Here is a 19,171-nt window from a genome sequence, read left to right on the forward strand (position 1 = left end):
AAATAGCAAGCTTATTCGATTCAACCGAGCACGGATCGCTTCGGGAAATAAGATACTCGCTGAGACCGCAGAAGCAACGGTTCTTCGACGGCTGTGAATGTTACTTTATTAGCAACAAAACGAAATGGAGAGCATCGTGAGTCTTGCTGATTGGCTAAGTCCTGACCCTGATCTGGTGGAAGCGGTTGATAACTACCGTGAAACTTGTCTTTCGGTTTACGAACAGGATCCGAACCGAATCTTGGAAGACCTCCGGAAAGAGTACTCCATCGCTGAGGGCGGCTATGGACGCAAGCAGGTGCAAGAACTTCTTCAGAATGGCGCCGACGCTCTGCGCGAAGCGCCGGGGCGATTGGCAGTTCATTTAACCCACAATTGCCTTTATGTAGCGAATCAAGGTAAGCCCTTCACCGGCGAGGGACTCCGCGGCATTCTATATGCGCACCTGTCTGAGAAAACGGGGGAAGAAATCGGAAGATTTGGCCTCGGCTTCAAATCCATCGCCGGAATTTCGGCAAACCCGCAGATTTACAGCCAATCCGTCTCTTTCACCTTCGATCGCAGTTCGACCCATCAGACGGTGAACGAGCGAATCGATTCGACTCTCACGTTCGACGATGTCCCAGCGCTACGCATCGCATGGCCCATTGAGCCAGTTCAAGAGTTTGAAGATGACCCGATTCTCAGAAGCCTTGCCAAATGGGCCGCAACGGTAGTAAAAGTTCCGCTTTTTCAAGGTGCAGCTCGCGACCTTGACAAGGAGATCCAGGAATTCGACGAATCGTTCTGCTTATTCGTACCGGCAGTACGCGAACTGAGCATCAAGTCTGAAATTAGCGACACCTACAAGACGTACACCGTCATGCGTAGTGGCGAAGGCAGGCGCCAGGTCGAACTCCGTGACTCTGAAGGTCAAACAAGCCATTGGTATGTAGTCTCAAGAAAGCATGTTCCAAGTGAGTCAGCCCTTGAAAATGCAGGTCGCACCGCCAGACGGGAGACAGTCGACGTCAGTTGGGCGGTCCCCCTCGAAGGAAAAGTTAAGGTCGGCCAACTCTCGGCGTACTTTCCAATTAAGTCGGAGGTTTCACTCTCCGGAAAGCTCAACGCCCCGTGGAAGCTGTCCGATGACCGTATCGATCTAATTGAGGGCGCGTTTAACGAAGAGATATTGGCGAATGTGGTTCCAGAGCTAGTTTCGGAAGCTAGACAATTCCTCGGCGCTAAAGATCCGGGCCGTTACATCGACATCCTGCCGGCCCGTGGACGAGAATTGCGCAGTTGGGCGGATGGTGTAATCAACGAACCCATTTTTAGAAAGCTTCGCAGTGTACGCAGTCTTCCGAACGCTACCGGCGAAATGCGTTCCCCGAACACTCTCCGAATGACCCCTCAGATCATTCCAAATTATGTCGCTCAGGAATGGGTTGAGAAAGCTCTTTCTACTGAGGACTGGGTTCACCCGGACTGCACCTCCACGCAGGAACGGCGTTCAAAAACCCTCAGGTTGATGGGCGGAAAGACCCGAGATGAGTTGCACGGCCTCCACGAATGGCTCGAGTCCTTTTCAGTAGGCGACGGAGGTACCGCCACACCCGATAGATCAATCACTGCTCTGCACGCCGTCAACACGCTTCAGGACGAGGCTGAAATCCGTTTGATCGAGGAAATCGCTGACGTAGCCCGTTCAAGCCGAATAGTCCTCCTTGAGTCCGGAGCTCTTGCCCGCCCCAGGAGAGGCCAAGCAGTCTTACGATCAAACGAGGGGGACCGTGGCGAAAATTTTGTGCACCCTGAGGTGGCGTCGGATGAGAAGGCAAAGCGCACACTCATCGAATTGGGCGTCGCAGAATCCGAAGACACAGGTAAAATTGGGGATATCATCACCCAGCTTAGGATCGCGTCTGAGCTTCAATCCGATGACTGGTGGGACAACGCTTGGAGTATCTTTCGATCAACCAGCCACGATGAGTTGATAAGGGAGCTCTCGACCAATCTCGTGGGCGAGGTTTCGAAATTCATCAAGGTGAAAACTCTCGGCGGCAGTTGGGTGTATCCGAACGGCCAATATCTTCCGGGCAAGCTTCTGAAGCCGAATCAGGAGGACTCGTCGCTCCTTATTGACCCAGAGTTTCACGCATTAGACTACGACTTCTTGAAATTCCTCGGCATTACGGAAACCCCTTTTCTGTCAATGAACCATGTCTCGGAAAGATGGGTTCGCGATTATCACAAGGCCCATTTAGAAGAATTTGGAATTGCGCTTCAGCTCAACAAACGTAATTGGGACGAGGCCAAATTGGATCCACTTGTTCTAATGGGCCCATTGGATGACCTAGCCCAATTTTCACCGGCCAACAGGGCGCGTCTTACTAAGTATGTGCTGGAACGTTCCTACGATTCCACCGCTAAGATCCGATCCTCGAAAAACGCATTGGTTCACGAGGCATTTCATCCAGTTCTCTGGAAAATCGTCCAGGATGGTTTACTGAAGACCACCATCGGATACTCTCCCATTTCTGAGGCATTCCTGAGTTCGTCCGTCGACGAAGAACTACACGATGTGCTTCCGGTAGTGACCGATCTGGAGCTGCATGTCGACCTTCTGAAGGCTCTCCCGTTCCGTGGCGACCTCACCGAGTTATCGGAACGAGATTTTGAGCGTCTCGTTCTTTTCCACAAAGCGGCCGACGACGAAGGTTTGGTGGGAAAGGTTTACGGGTGGTACTGCTACCTTTTCACCGAGTCAGTTCCTAGCAGGTTGACCGTTAAAGTCGCAGATCAGTGGAAATCGGTTGAACCTACCAAGGTCGCTGTAACTGCTGACCCCTTAGAGGAACGCAACCTCGAGAAGTTCGGAGTCCCAACGCTACCTGTTCCTTCTCTTCAAGATGTCGAACTGTTAAACACACATTGGGAGCTCCTAACTTTCGACGAAATCCCGGTCGATGTTCAGTTTGTCCCCAGTGGTGACCGGCAACCGCTCCTTTTTGTTTTCGAGAATCTGCTTTCCTTGGCGGCAGACCTCGATGATGATTCGGTCATCGATCAGCTTCACTCCCTCGAGTTCCAGCCCTGCGAAAGCTTGGATTTGGTAAGCGAACTCCCCGGTCTTCCTCGTTCAAGGGAATCCGTTACCCGTGCTGTACGAGACAACGTTGTGTACGTTGTTGGGCAATCTACTCGAACAAAACTTGCCGGGGTGCTTGAAGCTCTAAACATAGACGTCGACGATTACCGTTTTGATCAGCTGGTTGAAGAGTCTGAATCCAGGCAACTAAGTATGGCCAAATCCGAGGTTAGAGCAGCCGAGACAGACGCGGACCGTCTGAGCATCATGTTTACCGACGACGAGATCGTCTCCCAGATCCCGTCACAAGGTCTGGAGTACGCCAAATCGAAGGACGGCATAGCTCCTAGCGGAAGCACCCTTGCTCAGATCTGCATCGACATGTTTGGCCCAGCCGCACTCGAAAAGTTGTGCCGACGTAAACAAACCTTGTCAGTTGGAATTCCACCTAAGAACTGGAAGGGGTCTTACACCACGCGAAAGTGGGTCAGGGAGCTTGGTTTCAGTGACGAATGGGCCGGGCGTAAAGGAGCTACTCGAAACACTCCAAATGAGGTCGTAAGTGGACCCGCGGAACCAGGTACTTTTCATGATTACCAGCACGCCGTTTCTTTGAATCTCAAACGGATGCTTCGGGGAGAATCGCCACATCGTGGCCTGATTACTCTTCCAACTGGAGCTGGTAAAACCCGTGTTGCCGTACAGACCATCATCGAATCAATTTCTGATGGAGAGATGGATCGAGATGGGGTTCCTTTCAATGGACCCATTCTTTGGCTGGTCAACAACGAAGAGTTGTGTGAGCAAGCTATCGACGCCTGGTCGTACCTCTGGAGCGCAGTAGGCAGACCTAATACAGCTCTGACCGTGAGCCGGCACTTCGGAACTTATAACGCGGAGGAAGAACCTAATGGTGTTCAAGTCGTCGTAGCCACCTACCAGAAGGCAGGGGGTTCTACTGAGAAGAGGGAGTACGACTGGCTCAAGGAAACCCCGCTGGTGGTAATTGATGAGGCTCACTCCGCGCTAGCCCCGACCTATACGAAAATTTTGAACTGGACGGGACGAAGCGCCCGTGAACGGGACAAACTGCTGCTCGGCCTAACCGCAACCCCGTACAGCGGCCGGTCAGATTCTGAACGTACCGAGCAATTGCTCAAACGATTCGACAACAACATTCTCGACGAAGGGGTGTTCGGTGATGAACAACCTATGATCCGGTTACAGAATGATCGGGTTCTATCGCACGTAACAATGGAAATTATTCGAACCGATTCGGCAATTGAGCTAACTGACCAAGAAAGAGAAGAGTTCGAAAAAAGCACTTGGCTTCCTCGGCAAAAGGAGAAAGCACTCGGCGAAGATCTCGAACGCACACTGCGAATCGTCGATTCGATCAAGAGTAAGCCAAGTGACTGGTCGATAATTGTCTTCGCCACCTCGGTAGAGAATGCTGAGACCATCGCGGCCATGCTTACGCTGGACGGGATCCCGTCAGCAGCGATCAGCGCGAACACTCCGGACTCAGAGCGTGCACTCGCTCTTGAGCGCTTCCGGTCAAAAGAACTGCGAGTGCTGACGAACTACGGCGTGCTATCTCAAGGATTTGACGCTCCTAAGACCGACGCTGTTTACATAACCCGCCCTACACAAAGCGAGGTCCGATACCAACAAATGATCGGACGAGGACTGCGTGGCCCGAAGAACGGAGGTACCGAAGACGTGCACCTTGTTAACGTGCTCGATAACATTCGCGAGTTCCCGCTAAGCATCAACTACAAGCCATTCGAGAAGCTGGCGGAATCGATTGATGGCAACTAAAAAGAAAATGCGTAAGGGACCTCAAAGAGGGTCAGCATTAGTTTTCGATGAGGCTCAGCGCGCCTATCTTGATTCCCCGTATCGAAGTAAGCAGATAGTTCTGGCAGGTCCTGGAACGGGCAAAACCACAGTCGCGATCCAGCGAGTAATCAACCTGGACGGGGCCTTGAATTCAGAGCAAGACCACCGCTACCCCGCTGCCGTGCTATTTTTGTCGTTTTCCCGCGCCTCTATACGAGCCGCGGCTAACTCAATGAACACTGACCTAGCGAAACTTGACATCGAATTCCAGTCCCAAACTATCGATTCATTAGCCTACGAGATCTGCCGTTACGACGGACAGATGAGCCTTTCGGAAATTGAGCGAACTGACTTCAAGGAACGGCTTCGGGTCGCGTCCGACATTGCAGATGAGCAAGGCACACACCTCACCTACGACCTGCGTCATGTTTTTATAGACGAGGCCCAGGATGTTTCCCCTGCTCAGGCTGAGTTTCTGAACCGCTACCTAACAGCTTTGCCCGACGAATGCGGTGTAACGGTATTCGCTGATCCGGACCAGGAGATATACCGATTTCTAGATTCGAATGGCGAATCCACACCTCGGTGGGATTTCTTCCATCACCAGCTAAAGGACGTCTTCTCGTGGGGTTACTTCGTTTTCCACGGACAGTATCGAGCCCGCAGCATCTTTATGAAGCGAATGTTCGATGATTTAAAGGGGGTTCGCGAAGAAGAAAACCCCGCACGAAAGGCGGTGCTGTTGGACAATCTTCAATCACGATTGCCAACGGTAACGCTCGAGCGTCTCGCATCATCGGTTTCTTCGCGAGCTTCCGACTCTGCGTTACTTGCTCGAACAAACGCGGCTGTAACAGCTTGTTTTGATTACCTAAGACGTACCGGATATACAAATCTATCTCCAGTTTTTCCATCCGACTGGCATGAGTCGTATCCGAGTTGGATTGGTGAAGTTGCTTGTTCAGTATCTGAGAACGAGTTTTCTTCTCACGAATTTAAAGCTGCGCTTGAGACAACCCACCTTCCTCGCCTCGATCCGGATCCAGTTTCTCACCTTGATCTCCTTTTACGGCATCAAATGACCTGGGAAGATGTTAAGCGGTCCTATGACGCAATCAACTTTCGCCAAACAACGACTGAACCTGGGCGATTGACGTTATCTACTATCCATCAGGCGAAGGGTCTGGAATTCGATGACGTTGCGATCCTGGAGCCTGAGGAGCTTCTGCTGCGCGAACCAGTTGAACTCGAAGTCTTGTTTGTCGCACTGAGTCGAGCGCACAACATGACGTACTCCGTGATTCCACCCGATGATCTTCTGAATTTCCGAATCCATGGCCGTCGTTTGGTGAAGCATAAATTCTCGGGGAAGCGTCGTTTGTTAACTCACATTTCCATTCTTCCCGGAGACATAACGGTCCCAGAATCGCTTGGAACTAAACGAGCAGACCACGTTAAACACTTAGATCGCGACTCCTTTGTCTTTTTTGAACCGATCCTGACTAGATCCATCTTTAGCTACATCTGCACGGTAGACGGAGAGCCGGTCGGCGAAACAACCGAGGATTTTGGCCGCCTCCTGCAACGAGAATCTGGTGCCACTACTCCCCCAACTTTGGGCAGCGTTCCCATTGCAGAGCTGGAAACACAGTTTTTCAGTGGGCGTATGGGTTTACGCCCTATTCTTGTTCCTATTCCATATGGCATTTCTGAAATTCGATATTCGTAAAGGACGCCACCGTGACACTCACCCTCAATCACTGGTATAACGCCCGCGAGAGCCTCGCCGCATACGTCGGTAGCGATCTACAAGGTGAACCAGGTGAGACTATCCAGGGGTGGCCTCTTAACCGCATGATCGTAGGAGTTCTACACCCTCAGCAATCCCCGGAAGAGGACCACGTTTCGCTCGAGATGGAGGGCGAAGAAGACCGAGAATACGGAGAAATAAAGACGCAGGTTGACGGGCGATTTACCGATGATTTTGGGGTTTCGCTATCGAATTCGTCTTTGCCTTCATCTATGGGTCTGACTGTCGCAGTCGACAGCTACATAACTTCGCGCATCGATTGTCGGTTTGAGGCAACCCGTTACGTCCGGTTCGAAGATACGGAGAACCGGACTCCTGTTTGGAAGCCAGAGCCGCTCTCCAAAACGGCAGAGATTCTTATCCCCAGAAATCAGACCAAGACGTTGAACCACACGCTGTTCGATGACGCCGAACGCGGCATCCGACTTACAGCCGTAGTCCGTCCTGCTCGGGATCGAAGAGTCAGTGTCACCATCAGCCTTGTCAATACCAACGTATCGATTCAAGGAGAGCGCAAAGACGCGCTCTGCTGGTTCCGCCCTCGCCTCCATCTCAGTCTTGCCGAAGGTTCTTTTGTTGAGGGCCGGCCCCATTACGAGATGTCTCACCGCAGCGAGGAACTGCGAGAACTTGACTTCCTCTATCGCAACGAGCCGAACCTCGCGTTGGGGCACGGATGTTCAGCAACGTGGGATCGGGACCCCGCGAATGTGACCGAAATATCGTCAACCTACTTCCCAACCTACGAGGTCTTGCTTGCCGACCCTAACAGGGGAGGAACGGGAGATCCGCTTGGTGAATATGATCTGAACATCGGGCGTCTGGCCGAAACCAAGGATTACTCAGAGCTTGACCGGGTGCGTGAAGCATATGATCGGTGGATTGAATCCCAGCGAGTCTTGCTCGAGCAAGAGAAATCTAACCTCAATGATCTTGAGTATCAGATCGGAGCAACGAACCTCAGGAAAGCCTCCGAATGCAGTGCTCGCATCGCTGCTGGCGTGAACCTGCTGAGAGCGAAAGAAAACGAGGACATCAGGCATGCTTTTCGTCTAATGAATGAGGCGATGCTAGAACAACGCCGCGATCCAAACCAGCCAGATTTGATTAAGCACTTCAAATGGCGTCCGTTTCAGCTCGCATTCATCTTAATGAACTTACCTGGTATTTCAGATCCAGAACACAGTGACAGGGACATAGCCGATATTCTCTGGTTTCCGACAGGCGGCGGAAAAACCGAAGCGTATCTGGGCTGTATTGCATACTCCATTTTTCTGCGACGCATCCGCCATCCGGAAGCTGGCGGTGTCTCAGCAATCATGCGTTACACTCTCCGCCTGCTCACTAGCGATCAGTTTGATCGCGCTGCCAAACTGATCTGCGCTATGGAGGTCACGAGACGAAAGAAGCTCTCACACACAACCGCGCCTATCTCTCTCGGAATGTGGGTTGGGCACAACACCACCCCCAACACCTACGACGATGTCCGCAAAGCACTAGACAATCGAAACCAAGTTTCCGCTCACAACATCAACAGGGAAGAATCTCTTCTATATCAAGTTCGCAAATGTCCCCAATGCGCAACATCGATCCCCTTCTCGGCATACCGTATAGAAAACGAAGAGTTACTGATTCCGTGTACTAATCCGAATTGCGCGTTCAAGGATGGGTTGCCGCTCTACTTTGTGGACGAGGATGTCTATGCAAAACATCCTTCCCTTCTCATCGGCACCGTGGACAAGTTCGCCCTAATGGCCTGGAAAGCCGAGGTTTCCGAGCTACTAACCTCCGAAGGCGATAACCTTGCGCCAGACTTAGTGGTTCAAGACGAGTTTCACCTGCTGTCAGGTCCGTTAGGAACAATGGTCGGCCTTTATGAATCGGCTATTGATCTCGCTCTAACCCAAAGTGGCGGTCACAAACCTAAGATCATCGCGTCTACGGCGACAATTCGACAGGCAGCCGAGCAAACAAGGTCCATTTTTAACAGGCAAGCCTTCCAATTCCCCCCTCAGGGGTTAGAACCTGGTGATAACTACTTTTCAAAAACCGCTCCGCGAGACGTTCAAGGTTCAAGGCGCTACGTCGGAGTGATAGCGCCAGGAACTTCGCAGGCGACGCTTCTCATTCGTTTATATGCCGCCCTTCTACAGGGAACAAGTGAACTTCAGGCACCGGAGGAACTCAGTCCCGAAGAATGGCATCAAGTTCTGGATACGTATTGGACGTTATTGGGTTACTTCAACAGCCTCCGAGTTCTAGGCGCCGCTAGTTTGCAAGCAGTAGATGATATTCCCCTTCGCATGAAGGCTATTGCCCAAAGACGTGGAGTTGATGTGCGACGTGGCCCATCGGAAACGCTTCCTTCGGAGCTGACTTCAAGGAAAAACTCGGGTGAGATCGCAAGCACCAGGGAGAATATGAAACGCAAGTACCCAGATCCAGCAACGCCGAATATTATCCTGGCTACCAACATGATCTCCGTAGGACTTGATATCGACAGACTTGGACTGATGGTTGTTGCTGGCCAACCCCAGAACGCATCTGAGTACATTCAGGCCACTTCTCGGGTAGGCCGCCAGCATCCCGGCCTAGTGTTTGTGGCCTTTAATCCCTACCGGACCCGCGATGTATCACATTTCGAAAATTTCGAATTTTTCCATCGCACACTCTATAGCTCTGTCGAGGCTACAACAGCTACCCCGTATTCACCCCGGGCACGTGATCGCGGTGCACACGGCGTTTTAGTTTCGGCCACGCGATTGCTCATCCCCGAACTACGAGCGGCTTCTTCAGCTGGTTCGATTCTGGAGCAGAAACACAGAGTTCAATCCGAGATAGTTGTTCCATTAGTGGAACGAGCCCGCGAGATTACTGGTGACTCCGCGGAGGTTTCCGCCCTGGAAACTCGGCTAAGTAGTTTGCTGGATGAATGGGTTAATTTTGCAAACGAAAACGAGCATCAGGACCAGCAAACTGAATACGGCAGAATGAAGGATCCACGAACCAGGTCTCGAAAGGTAACCGACGCCTCTTTGATGGTTCAAGCGGGGACCTTCGATGGCCCAGATCGCTTCAGTGAACGGCCATCCTGGGAAACCTTGACGAGTTTGAGAGACGTTGATTCCGAGACTCATTTAGTACTGCGTGAAGGAGGTCCCAAAAATGGCGATCGGCCGGACTAGAACAAACGATATGAAGAAAGAGCCGTTAACCACTGTGCGGCGTTCTCAAATGATTACGACATATGGCATTGGATCGCTCATCCCAGTGGAACAAGAAAGTTTCATCGTCCTTGGGCAGGATTCTTGGCCAGAGAAGTGGCTCACCGACAAGGATGATGGGTATTTTAAGAACGAGATCGTCAGTGACCGATTCGCTCAGGCATTGGGCGTCGAGAACCTTTTTGTGCCACCGTCTGATTCCTTTTACAAGCTGCCTGTTAAACGTTTCCCGCTCTACTACCTTTGTTCCAGGTGCAACCGTCTCGATTACTGGTCAAATATCGCTACCAGCAAAAGTAACGGCCAATCTACAAAAATTTGTGCCTATTGCAAGGATGAGTCAGCGATCTTGAGGCCTTCGCGCTTTGTAGCGGTCTGCCCCGACGGCCACATTCAGGAGTTTCCATATTTCAGTTGGGTGCATCGCGGCGAAGAAGTTTCCTGCGATCCCTCGAAGAACAAGTTGAGACTTTTCAGTGAATCGTCCGACGACAGCTTGAGGGGGCTAATTGTGCGATGCACATGCGGCGCCTCTAGGTCTATGGAGGGCGCTTTAGGCCGGACCAAGATTGGAAAATGTCAAGGAAAATACCCCTGGCTCTATCGGCCATCTGACCGTTGCAGCAGGGATTTGATCGGTCTCCAGCGCGGTGCGACAAGTGTGTGGCAAAGCATTGTCGAATCTTCCATTACCGTTCCCGAAGTAATCAGTAACGACCCCATACAACAGTTCGTCGATGACCACATTGGCGTTCTTCAGCGTCTCGGGGGTGACCTTGACGACTACCTCAGCATGAAGGCGCTGAAGGAAAATCTTGACTTCGAGCTTCTCAAGGCCAGTGCAAATAGGGCTCTTCAGCGGGAAAGTGATGAGGCTCTGGCCGAACTCCGCGACCGTGAGTACGCGGCTCTCCAGCAAGAATTCCGCGATGATGGTGGAGCCAACGAATTTCTATGTTACCCGCAGCCCGTGACTGTACCCACCACACAAGAAACTAAGATCAGCGGAGTTTCAGCGGTTCCACGGCTCCGCGAGATACGAGCTCTGACCGGGTTCTTCCGCGTAGAGCCCAGTAAAGACGACCACAAGAAACCCGCCAGGCTCCTTTCCAGTAGGCCTGAAAACTGGCTTCCGGCAATCGAGGCGTGGGGAGAGGGCATCTTTTTGCGTATTGATGAGGATATGCTTTCCGCTTGGGAACGACAGGAATGGCCAGAACAGCGGCTATTCCGGATTCAAAACGCATCGAGAACGACCATTGCAGGCACTGCGACAGTCCGCCAAATCTTGTTGCACTCGCTGTCCCATGTCCTTATCAACCAGTTGGCACTGCAAGCAGGTTATACAGCTTCGTCGATCCGAGAACGTGTTTACTCCAAACCCGGACAATCTGGGGTTCTCCTCTACACAGCTGGCACTGATTCAGCAGGTTCTTTAGGTGGCCTGGCAGCCCTTGGCACTCTAGAAAAGCTTCAGAGCATACTCCTGGGCGCTCTTGAAACAGCCCGATGGTGTACGGCCGATCCCGTATGCATAGAATCTGGAGTCCGAGGTCTCGACAGCTTAAATCTGGCAGCTTGCCACTACTGCATGTTCGTGCCAGAGGTTTCGTGTGAGCACAATAATGTTTTGCTCGATCGGGCACTGCTCATTGGGACACCGGAGGATCCTGCTATGGGATTCTTCTCAGATCTTTTCTAAGACGAAAGCGAACACCACATGGGTATCCGTGTCACGGACCTTTTCTCGGGCGCGGGCGGCCTCAGCCAGGGGTTGCGCGAAGCTAGCCCAAAGTTCGAGATGGTTCAGGCCGTTGAGATGGATATCGATGCCGCCCTCACCTACCAAGCTAACTTCGAAGCAGCCAACGTCGTTAATTCCCCAATTGAAGTTTGGTTGAAAGATGGAACGGTTGCCGATTGCGACGTCATCGTTGGAGGGCCACCCTGCCAAGGTTTTTCAACGCTCGGGAAGCAGATCGTCGATGACGAAAAAAATCTTCTCTGGCGCGCCTACGCTCAAGTCGTAAAGCAGGCGGGTCCCAAGTACTTCGTCATGGAGAATGTGCCTCAGTTTGTAAAGTCCCCGCAGAAGGACGTCTTTCTTGAGGAGCTCAACGACGGCATGCTGGAGAACTACACAGCATCGATCCATCAGGTCAACACTGCGGATTATGGTGCCCCCCAAAGCCGCAAGCGCATGATAATCCTGGGGTCGAGGAAAGATTGTCCCCAGCTATACATGCCGCTGCCGATCCTCTTCCAAACTGAATTAGCGACCGTCGCAGATGCGTTTCGCGGCCTACCTATGAAGGTCACTGATACGGACCTGCCAGAAAGATTCACCGGTCCGGGGGAAAACCGACGGCCTGGCCCCTTTTTTACACACGAGCTTCACCTCACCAGGCATTACGAAGAAATATCAAAGAAGCGGTTTGCTAACATCCCCGCTGGGGGAAACCGATTTAACCTTCCCGATGATTTGAAGTCCCCGTGTTGGCGTAAACACACGAGTGGTTCTGGGGACGTCATGGGCCGACTGCATTGGGACCGCCCTTCGGTCACAATTCGGACAGAATTTTTCAAACCGGAGAAGGGGCGATATATACACCCAGAAGAAGATCGCGCAATCACCCACCACGAAGCTGCCCGGTTGATGGGTTTTCCCGACAATTTCAAATGGGTCGGATCCAAGACTTCGATTGCCCGTCAGATCGGCAACGCCGTACCTATCCCCCTCGGTATCGCCATCGGTAACGAACTTCTCAAGCATTTCGACTGATTATGGCGCATAAGAGTCTCTCAACAGTTGAACGGCTGGAACGCTTTACAGATTCCGGGTGGTTGATGTTAAGGAAGATGCGGATCGCTCCAGTTCAGCGCCAAGTATAAAGAGTATAAAGTCGAGCAGTTGTATAAAGAGTATAAAGAATATAAAGAGTATAAAGCCTCGGTTGGTAACAGGAGGACCCTTGAATCCGTTCACTCCCACCTTCGGCGTCTCGCCCATCATCGTGATGGGACGCGCTCAGATCGTCGACCGTTTCTCTGACGGGCTACTTGGGGGTGCTGGCGATCCGCGACGCACACTGCTCATCTCGGGCCCAAGGGGAATCGGCAAGACTATTACGCTCAATGAAATTGAGGATGCCGCGGCAAAAGTCGGCTGGGTTGTCGCGCGAGCTCAACCGCACAGTCTCATCAAGCCCCTCGTAGATTCAACGCTGCCCCAGGCAATCCAAACGCTACGTCAGGACGGTTCCAATCCGCGACGGGTCACCGGCATCAACGTTGCAGGCATCGGCGGGATCTCCACTGAAACAACCGAAGCGGAAAAGCCGGTCCCGTCACTGATCGCTCGACTCAACACGCTTTGCGATGCCGTCGGTGCACAGTCTGGCGTCGTCATCACATTGGACGAAGTGCAAAGCACAAACCCCCAGGAACTCTGGGAGCTTTCTTCTGCTATCCAAGACCTCAGGCGTGACAACCGGAATATCGCCTTCGCTGCTGCCGGGCTCCCTGACGGTATTGCCCAGTTGCTTAAACATCCAGGGACGACCTTTTTGCGACGTGCCCAGCACGTGAGTCTCGCACCAATGTCGCCTGCGGAAACTACCGAGGTCCTTCGCTCGACGGCAGCAGAAGGAGACGTCTCTTTCAACTCGGAGGCTCTGGAACAAGCTACCTCCATAACCCGCGGTTACCCGTTCCTGATTCAGCTGCTCGGTTTCCATCTGGTTGAGGAGGTGCGCGACAGAGCGGAGAGGAAGATTCAGGTAGCGGATATCCAGACAGTCTCCCCGACCGTTTTGGACACCCTAGGTCAGCTGGTGCACGAGCCGGCACTTGCGGGTGTCCCACACTCCCAGATTGAGTATTTGGCTGCAATGGCTGAGCTTCAGAAAGACATGTCGCCTGTAGATACCGGGGATATCGCAGCCCACCTTGGAAAGCGTCCTCAAGAGTTGACTATGGCTCGGCAAGGCCTAATTCAAAGAGAGCTGGTGTACAGCCCGCGTCGAGGAACCCTCAACTTTGTCATTCCGCACATGGCCCACCACCTGCTGCACGGCGGCATCCGGGATACCGGCTGGGACTAAGCACCCAACCACACCGTCTCGAGCTCGGCGTACTCCCCCACCTCCGCGGCGAAGGTCTTGTCATGGCAGGTGAGGATCACGGCCTGGCTGGCTTGAAGGCCTTCGGCTATGACGGCGTGGGCACGGTCGCGGGTGGGTGGGTCGAGGCCGACGTCGGGCTCGTCGAGAAGCACAAGCTCCCGCCCCTGCCCGAACACCTGCTTTAGCTGCGCGAGGCGCAGGTGCGCGGCTGGCAGGTCCAGGGGGTGCATCTCCGGGTCCAGGCCCAGCTCGGAAGCTAGCCCTGGGCTGCCGAGGAAATCGCCCACCGTGGATTCGGCGAGCTGGTCGGCGGCGCGCTGCAACGCGAGCGAGGTGGGCACGCCGACGCCGGGGTTGCCGTCCAGGCCGGCCATGGCGCGAAGCAGCGTCGTCTTGCCCGAGCCGTTCTCACCACGCAGCCACACCACCGCCCCAGGCTGTACTTCCAGGTGCACGGGGCCTGCGGTGAACTCCGGCGCGGAGCGATCGCGGAATTGCCACCACTTGCGCGCTTCCCCGCCACGGGTTGCGGACACCTCGCCAAGGTCGAGGGGCGCGGCCTGCGAACGTGCCACTCGGGGCGGCAGCTTACGCGTGTGTGGGGTGGGAAGATCGCTGGTTAGGGAACCGTCGATAATGCTAAGCACTACCGAATCGATGTCGCGCGGCCTGTTGCCCAGCACAACGATTTTCGACGGCAGCGCCTCGAGCAGTTGCGTGATCTGGGTTGCGGAATGGGGGTCGAGGCCGGCGAAGGGGTCGTCGAGAAGCAATGTGCCCGGCTCAAGCACCGCCACCGCAGCGATAGCCAGGCGGCGAGTCTGGCCGCCGGAAAGCTTCGCGGGATTGCGCTCAGCGAGCGTGTCCAGGCCCGCGGCGGCGAGGATCGTCTCGCACCGCGCCTGTATCTCCTCGCGGGGGACGCCGTGTTGCTCGAGGCCTATCGCCACCTCTTCAATCACCGTTTCGCGCAGGTACGTCACGTGCGCCACCGGGTCCTGCCCCACCACCTTGGCGTCCGGCCAGGTTTCGTGCACTTGCTTTGCGACGCTGCTTAGCCCCGCCCCCGAATCCGCCACCACCTGCACCGTGTTGTGGCCCTCGAGTGCGCGCGAAAGAAGATCTAGATCCACACGACCACCGCCACACACAAGATGGGTACGGACCAGCGGATGAGCTGCTGCAGGCGGGAATCGTGTACCGGGCGAAGCACGGTGCGGCGGCCCACCAGGTCGTATCCCGCCGTCTCAAGCGCCTGGCCGCGCGCCGCGCCCACAGTGAGCAGCTCCGTGAGCATGGGCATGATGAGGTGCGGCACCGCCGTTTTCAGGGTGACGGGGCGATTCTTGAGCCGGTTCGCGTCGCGGACAATGCGCACCCGGTCCGTGCCCTGCGGGAAAAGCTGCAGCGTGGAGCCCGCGAGGTAGGAAATGCGGTTGCCGCCCGGCAACACCTGCAGTGCTTTGGCGAGGTCCGGCACGCGGACGAACGCGGACGCCGCGAGCAGACTGGAGATCAGCGCGGTGAAACGCAGCGCGAGCTCGCCCGCGACACGCAACCCGTCGGCGGTGAGCAGCGGGGCGATGCGCTCCTCACCATAGGGCGCGTGGATGAGCACCATGGAGGCCACCACCGGCGCGGCGAGCAGACCGACGGCCACAATGAGCGAGGCGTTGCGCGTCTTGGCGGTGCCGACGATGAGCGCCGCGGCAATCACCGCGGCGGAGACCACCGGGGTGTTTAGGCCCATCACCAGAATCCAGCCGGAGAACCCGACGCTCAAGGCGGTGAGGGGGTTGACCACAGTGCTGGGTGAGTTACTTCTCGGTGGCCGCGACGGCGCCGCGCGCGCCGAGGCCTTCCTGCGGGGCGAACGAATCCACCGTGCGGCGCGGAAGTGCCTTCACCGCCGCGTACGCGATGAGCATGACCAGCACCTTATCCACCGGGTCCGAGATAAACGCCTGCGAGGTGACGGATGCGAGCAGCGAGCCACCCATCTCGCGGAACAGCGACACCAGCGCGCCGGTGCCCACGCCTGCGGTGCCGCCGTACACGAAGGCCGCCACCGGGGCCGCGACCATGCCGCCGATAATGCCAAGCACGATGCCGTAGAGCACCACAAAGCCGACGTTCTTGAAGGCGTTGAAGCGGTGGATGAACTCGCCCGAGAGGTAGCCGATCAGCGCCGCACCCGCCGCGAACGGCAGCGCTGCCGGGTTGAGCAGGCCCCACACCACGTTGTTCAGCGCGCCGGTGGTCATGCCCGCGATCGGGCCCGCCAGAGCCGCGACGAGCACGGTGCCGATGGAATCCAAGTACAGCGGCAACGGCGAAGAACCGACGAGCTCGCCGACTGCGGAGTTGATGATCATGGCGATCGGGATCAACCCGAGCGTGCGCGCCGGCAACACAGGCACCGCGGCCACGAGCAGGCAGATCGTGCCGATGCCGTAGCCGGCGAGCGTGATGATGCCGGAGGTGGAACCGGTCACCGTATCCCAGTCAGTCGGGCGCGCGAGCACGAGGTAGAGCCAGGTCGCGGCGATGATCACAGCGCCGGCGATGATGAGCGCACGGCGGGCGGGCGTCCACTCAGCGGTGGCGCGGGTGGGGTTCGAGGTAGACATAGCGGAGACTCCCTAGGAGATCGCGGAAATAAATGTGCGTTGAGTTCACCCCGCATCATCACCTATGTCACCTCGGCCGGGGGCGTACCGGTGGGGAATTCTAGCAGGGCGGGGGCACCATACCCGGCCTAGTCGTCCGCGCGCAGGTGGCGGGAGCGCTCAATGTCGGCGTCCCCCGCGGCGGCGCGGGCGAGCACCTCGCAGGACTCGGTGAACTGGGCCCAGGCGGAATCGATGTCCGCGTCGGTGAGGATGCGGGCGTTGGGCTCTCGGCCCCAAAATCCGCCGTCCGCGTCGGAAAGGGACGTGCCTCGGGTTAAGGGCGAGTCGGCTTCGACGTCTACCGTCGATAAGCAAAATGCCCCTGTGCCGCCAAGCGCAACGATGACGGTGAGCAAGTCGTGGATCTGCGCGCGGTAGCCCTCCCCCACCTCCTGGTGGAACTCGAAATAGAAACGCGTGATGGGCTCCATATGCCGCGCAATCTCCGCCTGCCCAAGGGCAGCGATGTGGCGCCGCAACGCGTCGGGGGTAAGCAGCATGCGCTCCGTGACGTTCAGCGGGCAGACGGTGAGCTCAGTGCGCGCTTGGGCAAAGACCGCGGCCGCTGCGTGTGGATCCACCCAGAAGTTCCACTCCGCGCTCGGCGTCGTGTTGCCCGGGTAGTTGAAGGCGCCGCCCATCACGGTGATGCGCTCGAGTGCCGCGAAGTGCTCCGGGTAATTCGCGGCGAAGACCGCCAAGTTCGTCATGGGGCCAGTGACAATGAGGTGTAAGTCCTGCGTGCCACGCGAAATGGCATCGAGCCACAGCTCCTGCCAGTCCGTGTCGATGTGGCGCTGCGGAGCCTGCGCGTACCCCAAGCCGAAGTCCCCGTGCGTCTCCGGAGTGGTGGTCAGCTCCCATTCCACCGGCTGCGGACAACCCGCGGCGATGGGGATCGTGTGCAAACCGCACAGGGAAAGCACCCACGCGGCGTTCTGCGCGCACTGCACGGCGCCGACGTTGCCGGCGGTGGTGGTCACGGCCTCCAACTCGAGCTCGCCCGTGTGGTGCTTCGCCGCGAGGTGGATTAGGGCGTACGTGTCGTCGATGCCCGGGTCGCAATCAAGGATCACTCTCACGCTTTGGCTCCTTTCACCTGCTTGGCCGGGCGGGTTTCTGTGCCGACGAACAGCCAGACCAGCAGCGCCGCGGCCGAGAGGACGCCGCATATGCCGAACGCCCAGCTAAAGCCCGCGGCCTGCGCGACTGCGCCAAGCAGGATCGGCGCGAGGATCTGGCCGGCGTCTTGGGTCATCTGGAAGGTGGACAGCACCTTGCCGCCCGAACGGTCGTTGCCAATGATGTCCGCCAGCGACGCCTGCACCGCCGGGCCCATGAGCCCGCCGCCCACGCCCGCCATCGCGGAGAGGATGAGCAGCGGCCAAAAGCTCGTGGCGAACCCCAGCACGCCGGTGAACACGCCGGAGACCACCAGGCCCGCGATGATGAGCGGGCGGCGCCCAATGCGGTCGGTCAACGCGCCCGAGACCTGCAGCATGATAGCCATGCCCAGGGCGAACGCGGTGAGCGCGAAACCGGAGGCGGCGGCGCCGTGCTCGAAGACGGATGCGGCGAATAGCGGCAGCACCGCCACGCGCGCACCGAAGTTCACAAACCCGTTGACAAACGCGCCGGAGAGCAGCGCCTTGTATGCGGGTTCGCGCCAGGCCTGCTTGAGCCGCATCGCCGGCTTGTCCAGAGTGGTGGGCTGCACGCCCGGCTTCGGGTGCGTGAGCGACCAAACGATGAACGCCGCCAGGCCCACGCCCACGCCGTAGATAGCAAACGGCAGGCGCTGACCCGCGAACGACAGCACCGCGCCCAGCACCGGGCCGAGGATGTTTCCTAGCAGGAACGCCGTTGCGTACAGCGCGTTGGCGCGCCCGCGAATGGACGGGTGCGTCACGCGCACAATCAGCGCCTGGGCCGAAAGGGTGAACATGGTGGAGCCGAAGCCGGCGATAAACCGCAGCAGCAAAATGTGCCAGTACGCCTGCGCGAACGCCACCATAAACGTAGACACCGCCACGATGAGCAGGCCGGTGAGGTAGATCGGGCGGGAGCCAAGCTTATCGACGAGCACGCCCGCCCCCGGCGCACCCAGCAGGCGCGCCAGAGCGAAGACGGACACTACTGCGCCAGCTGCCGCCATGGAGACGTTGAAACTGCCCGCGAACTGCGGCAACACGGGCGCGATGATCCCGTAGCCCAAGGCGATGATGAAGGCGGCGCACACCAGCACCCAGATCGTGCGCGGGATGGCCGGGCCGCGGCCTGTCGACGACGCTGAGCGTGTCGACGCCATGTTGTGTGCTCGCTCAGCGTGTTGCTCCATGACCCGCAAGAGTAGACCTTCGAGGGCGGAGAGGTTACCTCGTGTCAAAGTTTCGAACATTTGTTTGTCGGGCGAGTTTTCGTGTCGAACC

The 19,171-nt window shown here is 56.4% G+C and carries 11 protein-coding genes; 6 read left to right on the plus strand and 5 right to left on the minus strand.

The genetic code is table 11. The features are described from left to right. The first annotated feature begins 136 nt into the window (after window positions 1-136). The 6 genes from HWX32_RS06465 to HWX32_RS06490 all read left to right on the plus strand — a co-directional run bounded on the left by HWX32_RS06465 (window position 137) and on the right by HWX32_RS06490 (window position 14,049). Window positions 137-4,891, plus strand: coding sequence for a DEAD/DEAH box helicase (locus tag HWX32_RS06465; protein ID WP_175935230.1), 4,755 nt, complete (start codon window positions 137-139; stop codon window positions 4,889-4,891). After that, entirely contained in the window at window positions 4,881-6,641 is a 1,761-nt protein-coding gene (locus tag HWX32_RS06470) for a UvrD-helicase domain-containing protein (protein WP_175935231.1), read from the plus strand. Before HWX32_RS06465 ends, HWX32_RS06470 begins: the two co-directional genes overlap by 11 nt. Window positions 6,642-6,652: 11 nt before the next feature. Next, window positions 6,653-9,907, plus strand: coding sequence for a helicase-related protein (locus HWX32_RS06475; protein ID WP_175935232.1), 3,255 nt, complete (start codon window positions 6,653-6,655; stop codon window positions 9,905-9,907). Window positions 9,908-9,917: 10 nt separating this feature from the next. Continuing rightward, complete coding sequence (drmB, locus tag HWX32_RS06480) at window positions 9,918-11,648, plus strand: DUF1998 domain-containing protein (protein ID WP_175935233.1); 1,731 nt, start codon at window positions 9,918-9,920, stop codon at window positions 11,646-11,648. Between the two features lie 18 nt (window positions 11,649-11,666). After that, the gene (locus HWX32_RS06485; protein WP_175935234.1) at window positions 11,667-12,728 is read left to right on the plus strand and encodes a DNA cytosine methyltransferase; all 1,062 of its coding nucleotides are present in this window, start codon (window positions 11,667-11,669) and stop codon (window positions 12,726-12,728) included. A 190-nt stretch (window positions 12,729-12,918) separates the two neighbouring features. After that, window positions 12,919-14,049, plus strand: coding sequence for an AAA family ATPase (locus tag HWX32_RS06490; protein ID WP_175935235.1), 1,131 nt, complete (start codon window positions 12,919-12,921; stop codon window positions 14,047-14,049). Here the strand turns inward: HWX32_RS06490 and HWX32_RS06495 are convergent. The 5 genes from HWX32_RS06495 to HWX32_RS06515 all read right to left on the minus strand — a co-directional run bounded on the left by HWX32_RS06495 (window position 14,046) and on the right by HWX32_RS06515 (window position 19,080). After that, window positions 14,046-15,203, minus strand: coding sequence for an ATP-binding cassette domain-containing protein (locus HWX32_RS06495; protein WP_175935236.1), 1,158 nt, complete (start codon window positions 15,201-15,203; stop codon window positions 14,046-14,048). The genes HWX32_RS06490 and HWX32_RS06495 overlap by 4 nt on opposite strands. Then, the gene (locus HWX32_RS06500) at window positions 15,194-15,874 is read right to left on the minus strand and encodes an energy-coupling factor transporter transmembrane protein EcfT (RefSeq protein WP_254868310.1); all 681 of its coding nucleotides are present in this window, start codon (window positions 15,872-15,874) and stop codon (window positions 15,194-15,196) included. The genes HWX32_RS06495 and HWX32_RS06500 overlap by 10 nt, the downstream gene beginning before the upstream one ends. A gap of 13 nt (window positions 15,875-15,887) precedes the next feature. After that, entirely contained in the window at window positions 15,888-16,700 is an 813-nt protein-coding gene (locus HWX32_RS06505; RefSeq protein ID WP_175935237.1) for an ECF transporter S component, read from the minus strand. A 128-nt stretch (window positions 16,701-16,828) separates the two neighbouring features. Then, entirely contained in the window at window positions 16,829-17,824 is a 996-nt protein-coding gene (locus tag HWX32_RS06510) for a nucleoside hydrolase (RefSeq protein ID WP_254868311.1), read from the minus strand. After that, on the minus strand, window positions 17,821-19,080 hold the full coding sequence (locus tag HWX32_RS06515; protein ID WP_242648237.1) for an MFS transporter: 1,260 nt from the start codon (window positions 19,078-19,080) through the stop codon (window positions 17,821-17,823). Before HWX32_RS06515 ends, HWX32_RS06510 begins: the two co-directional genes overlap by 4 nt. Window positions 19,081-19,171 lie beyond the last annotated feature (91 nt).

The sequence above is a fragment of the Corynebacterium sp. Marseille-P4321 genome (genome assembly GCF_903645305.1).
Classification (GTDB): Bacteria; Actinomycetota; Actinomycetes; order Mycobacteriales; family Mycobacteriaceae; genus Corynebacterium.

Bases quoted from the DNA above. Each gene is read 5' to 3' on its own strand.
- HWX32_RS06470 (WP_175935231.1), top strand. From the start codon at position 4,881: ATGGCAACTAAAAAGAAAATGCGTAAGGGACCTCAAAGAGGGTCAGCA.
- drmB (WP_175935233.1), top strand. From the start codon at position 9,918: ATGAAGAAAGAGCCGTTAACCACTGTGCGGCGTTCTCAAATGATTACG.
- HWX32_RS06485 (WP_175935234.1), top strand. From the start codon at position 11,667: ATGGGTATCCGTGTCACGGACCTTTTCTCGGGCGCGGGCGGCCTCAGC.
- HWX32_RS06505 (WP_175935237.1), bottom strand. From the start codon at position 16,700: ATGTCTACCTCGAACCCCACCCGCGCCACCGCTGAGTGGACGCCCGCC.
- HWX32_RS06515 (WP_242648237.1), bottom strand. From the start codon at position 19,080: ATGGAGCAACACGCTGAGCGAGCACACAACATGGCGTCGACACGCTCA.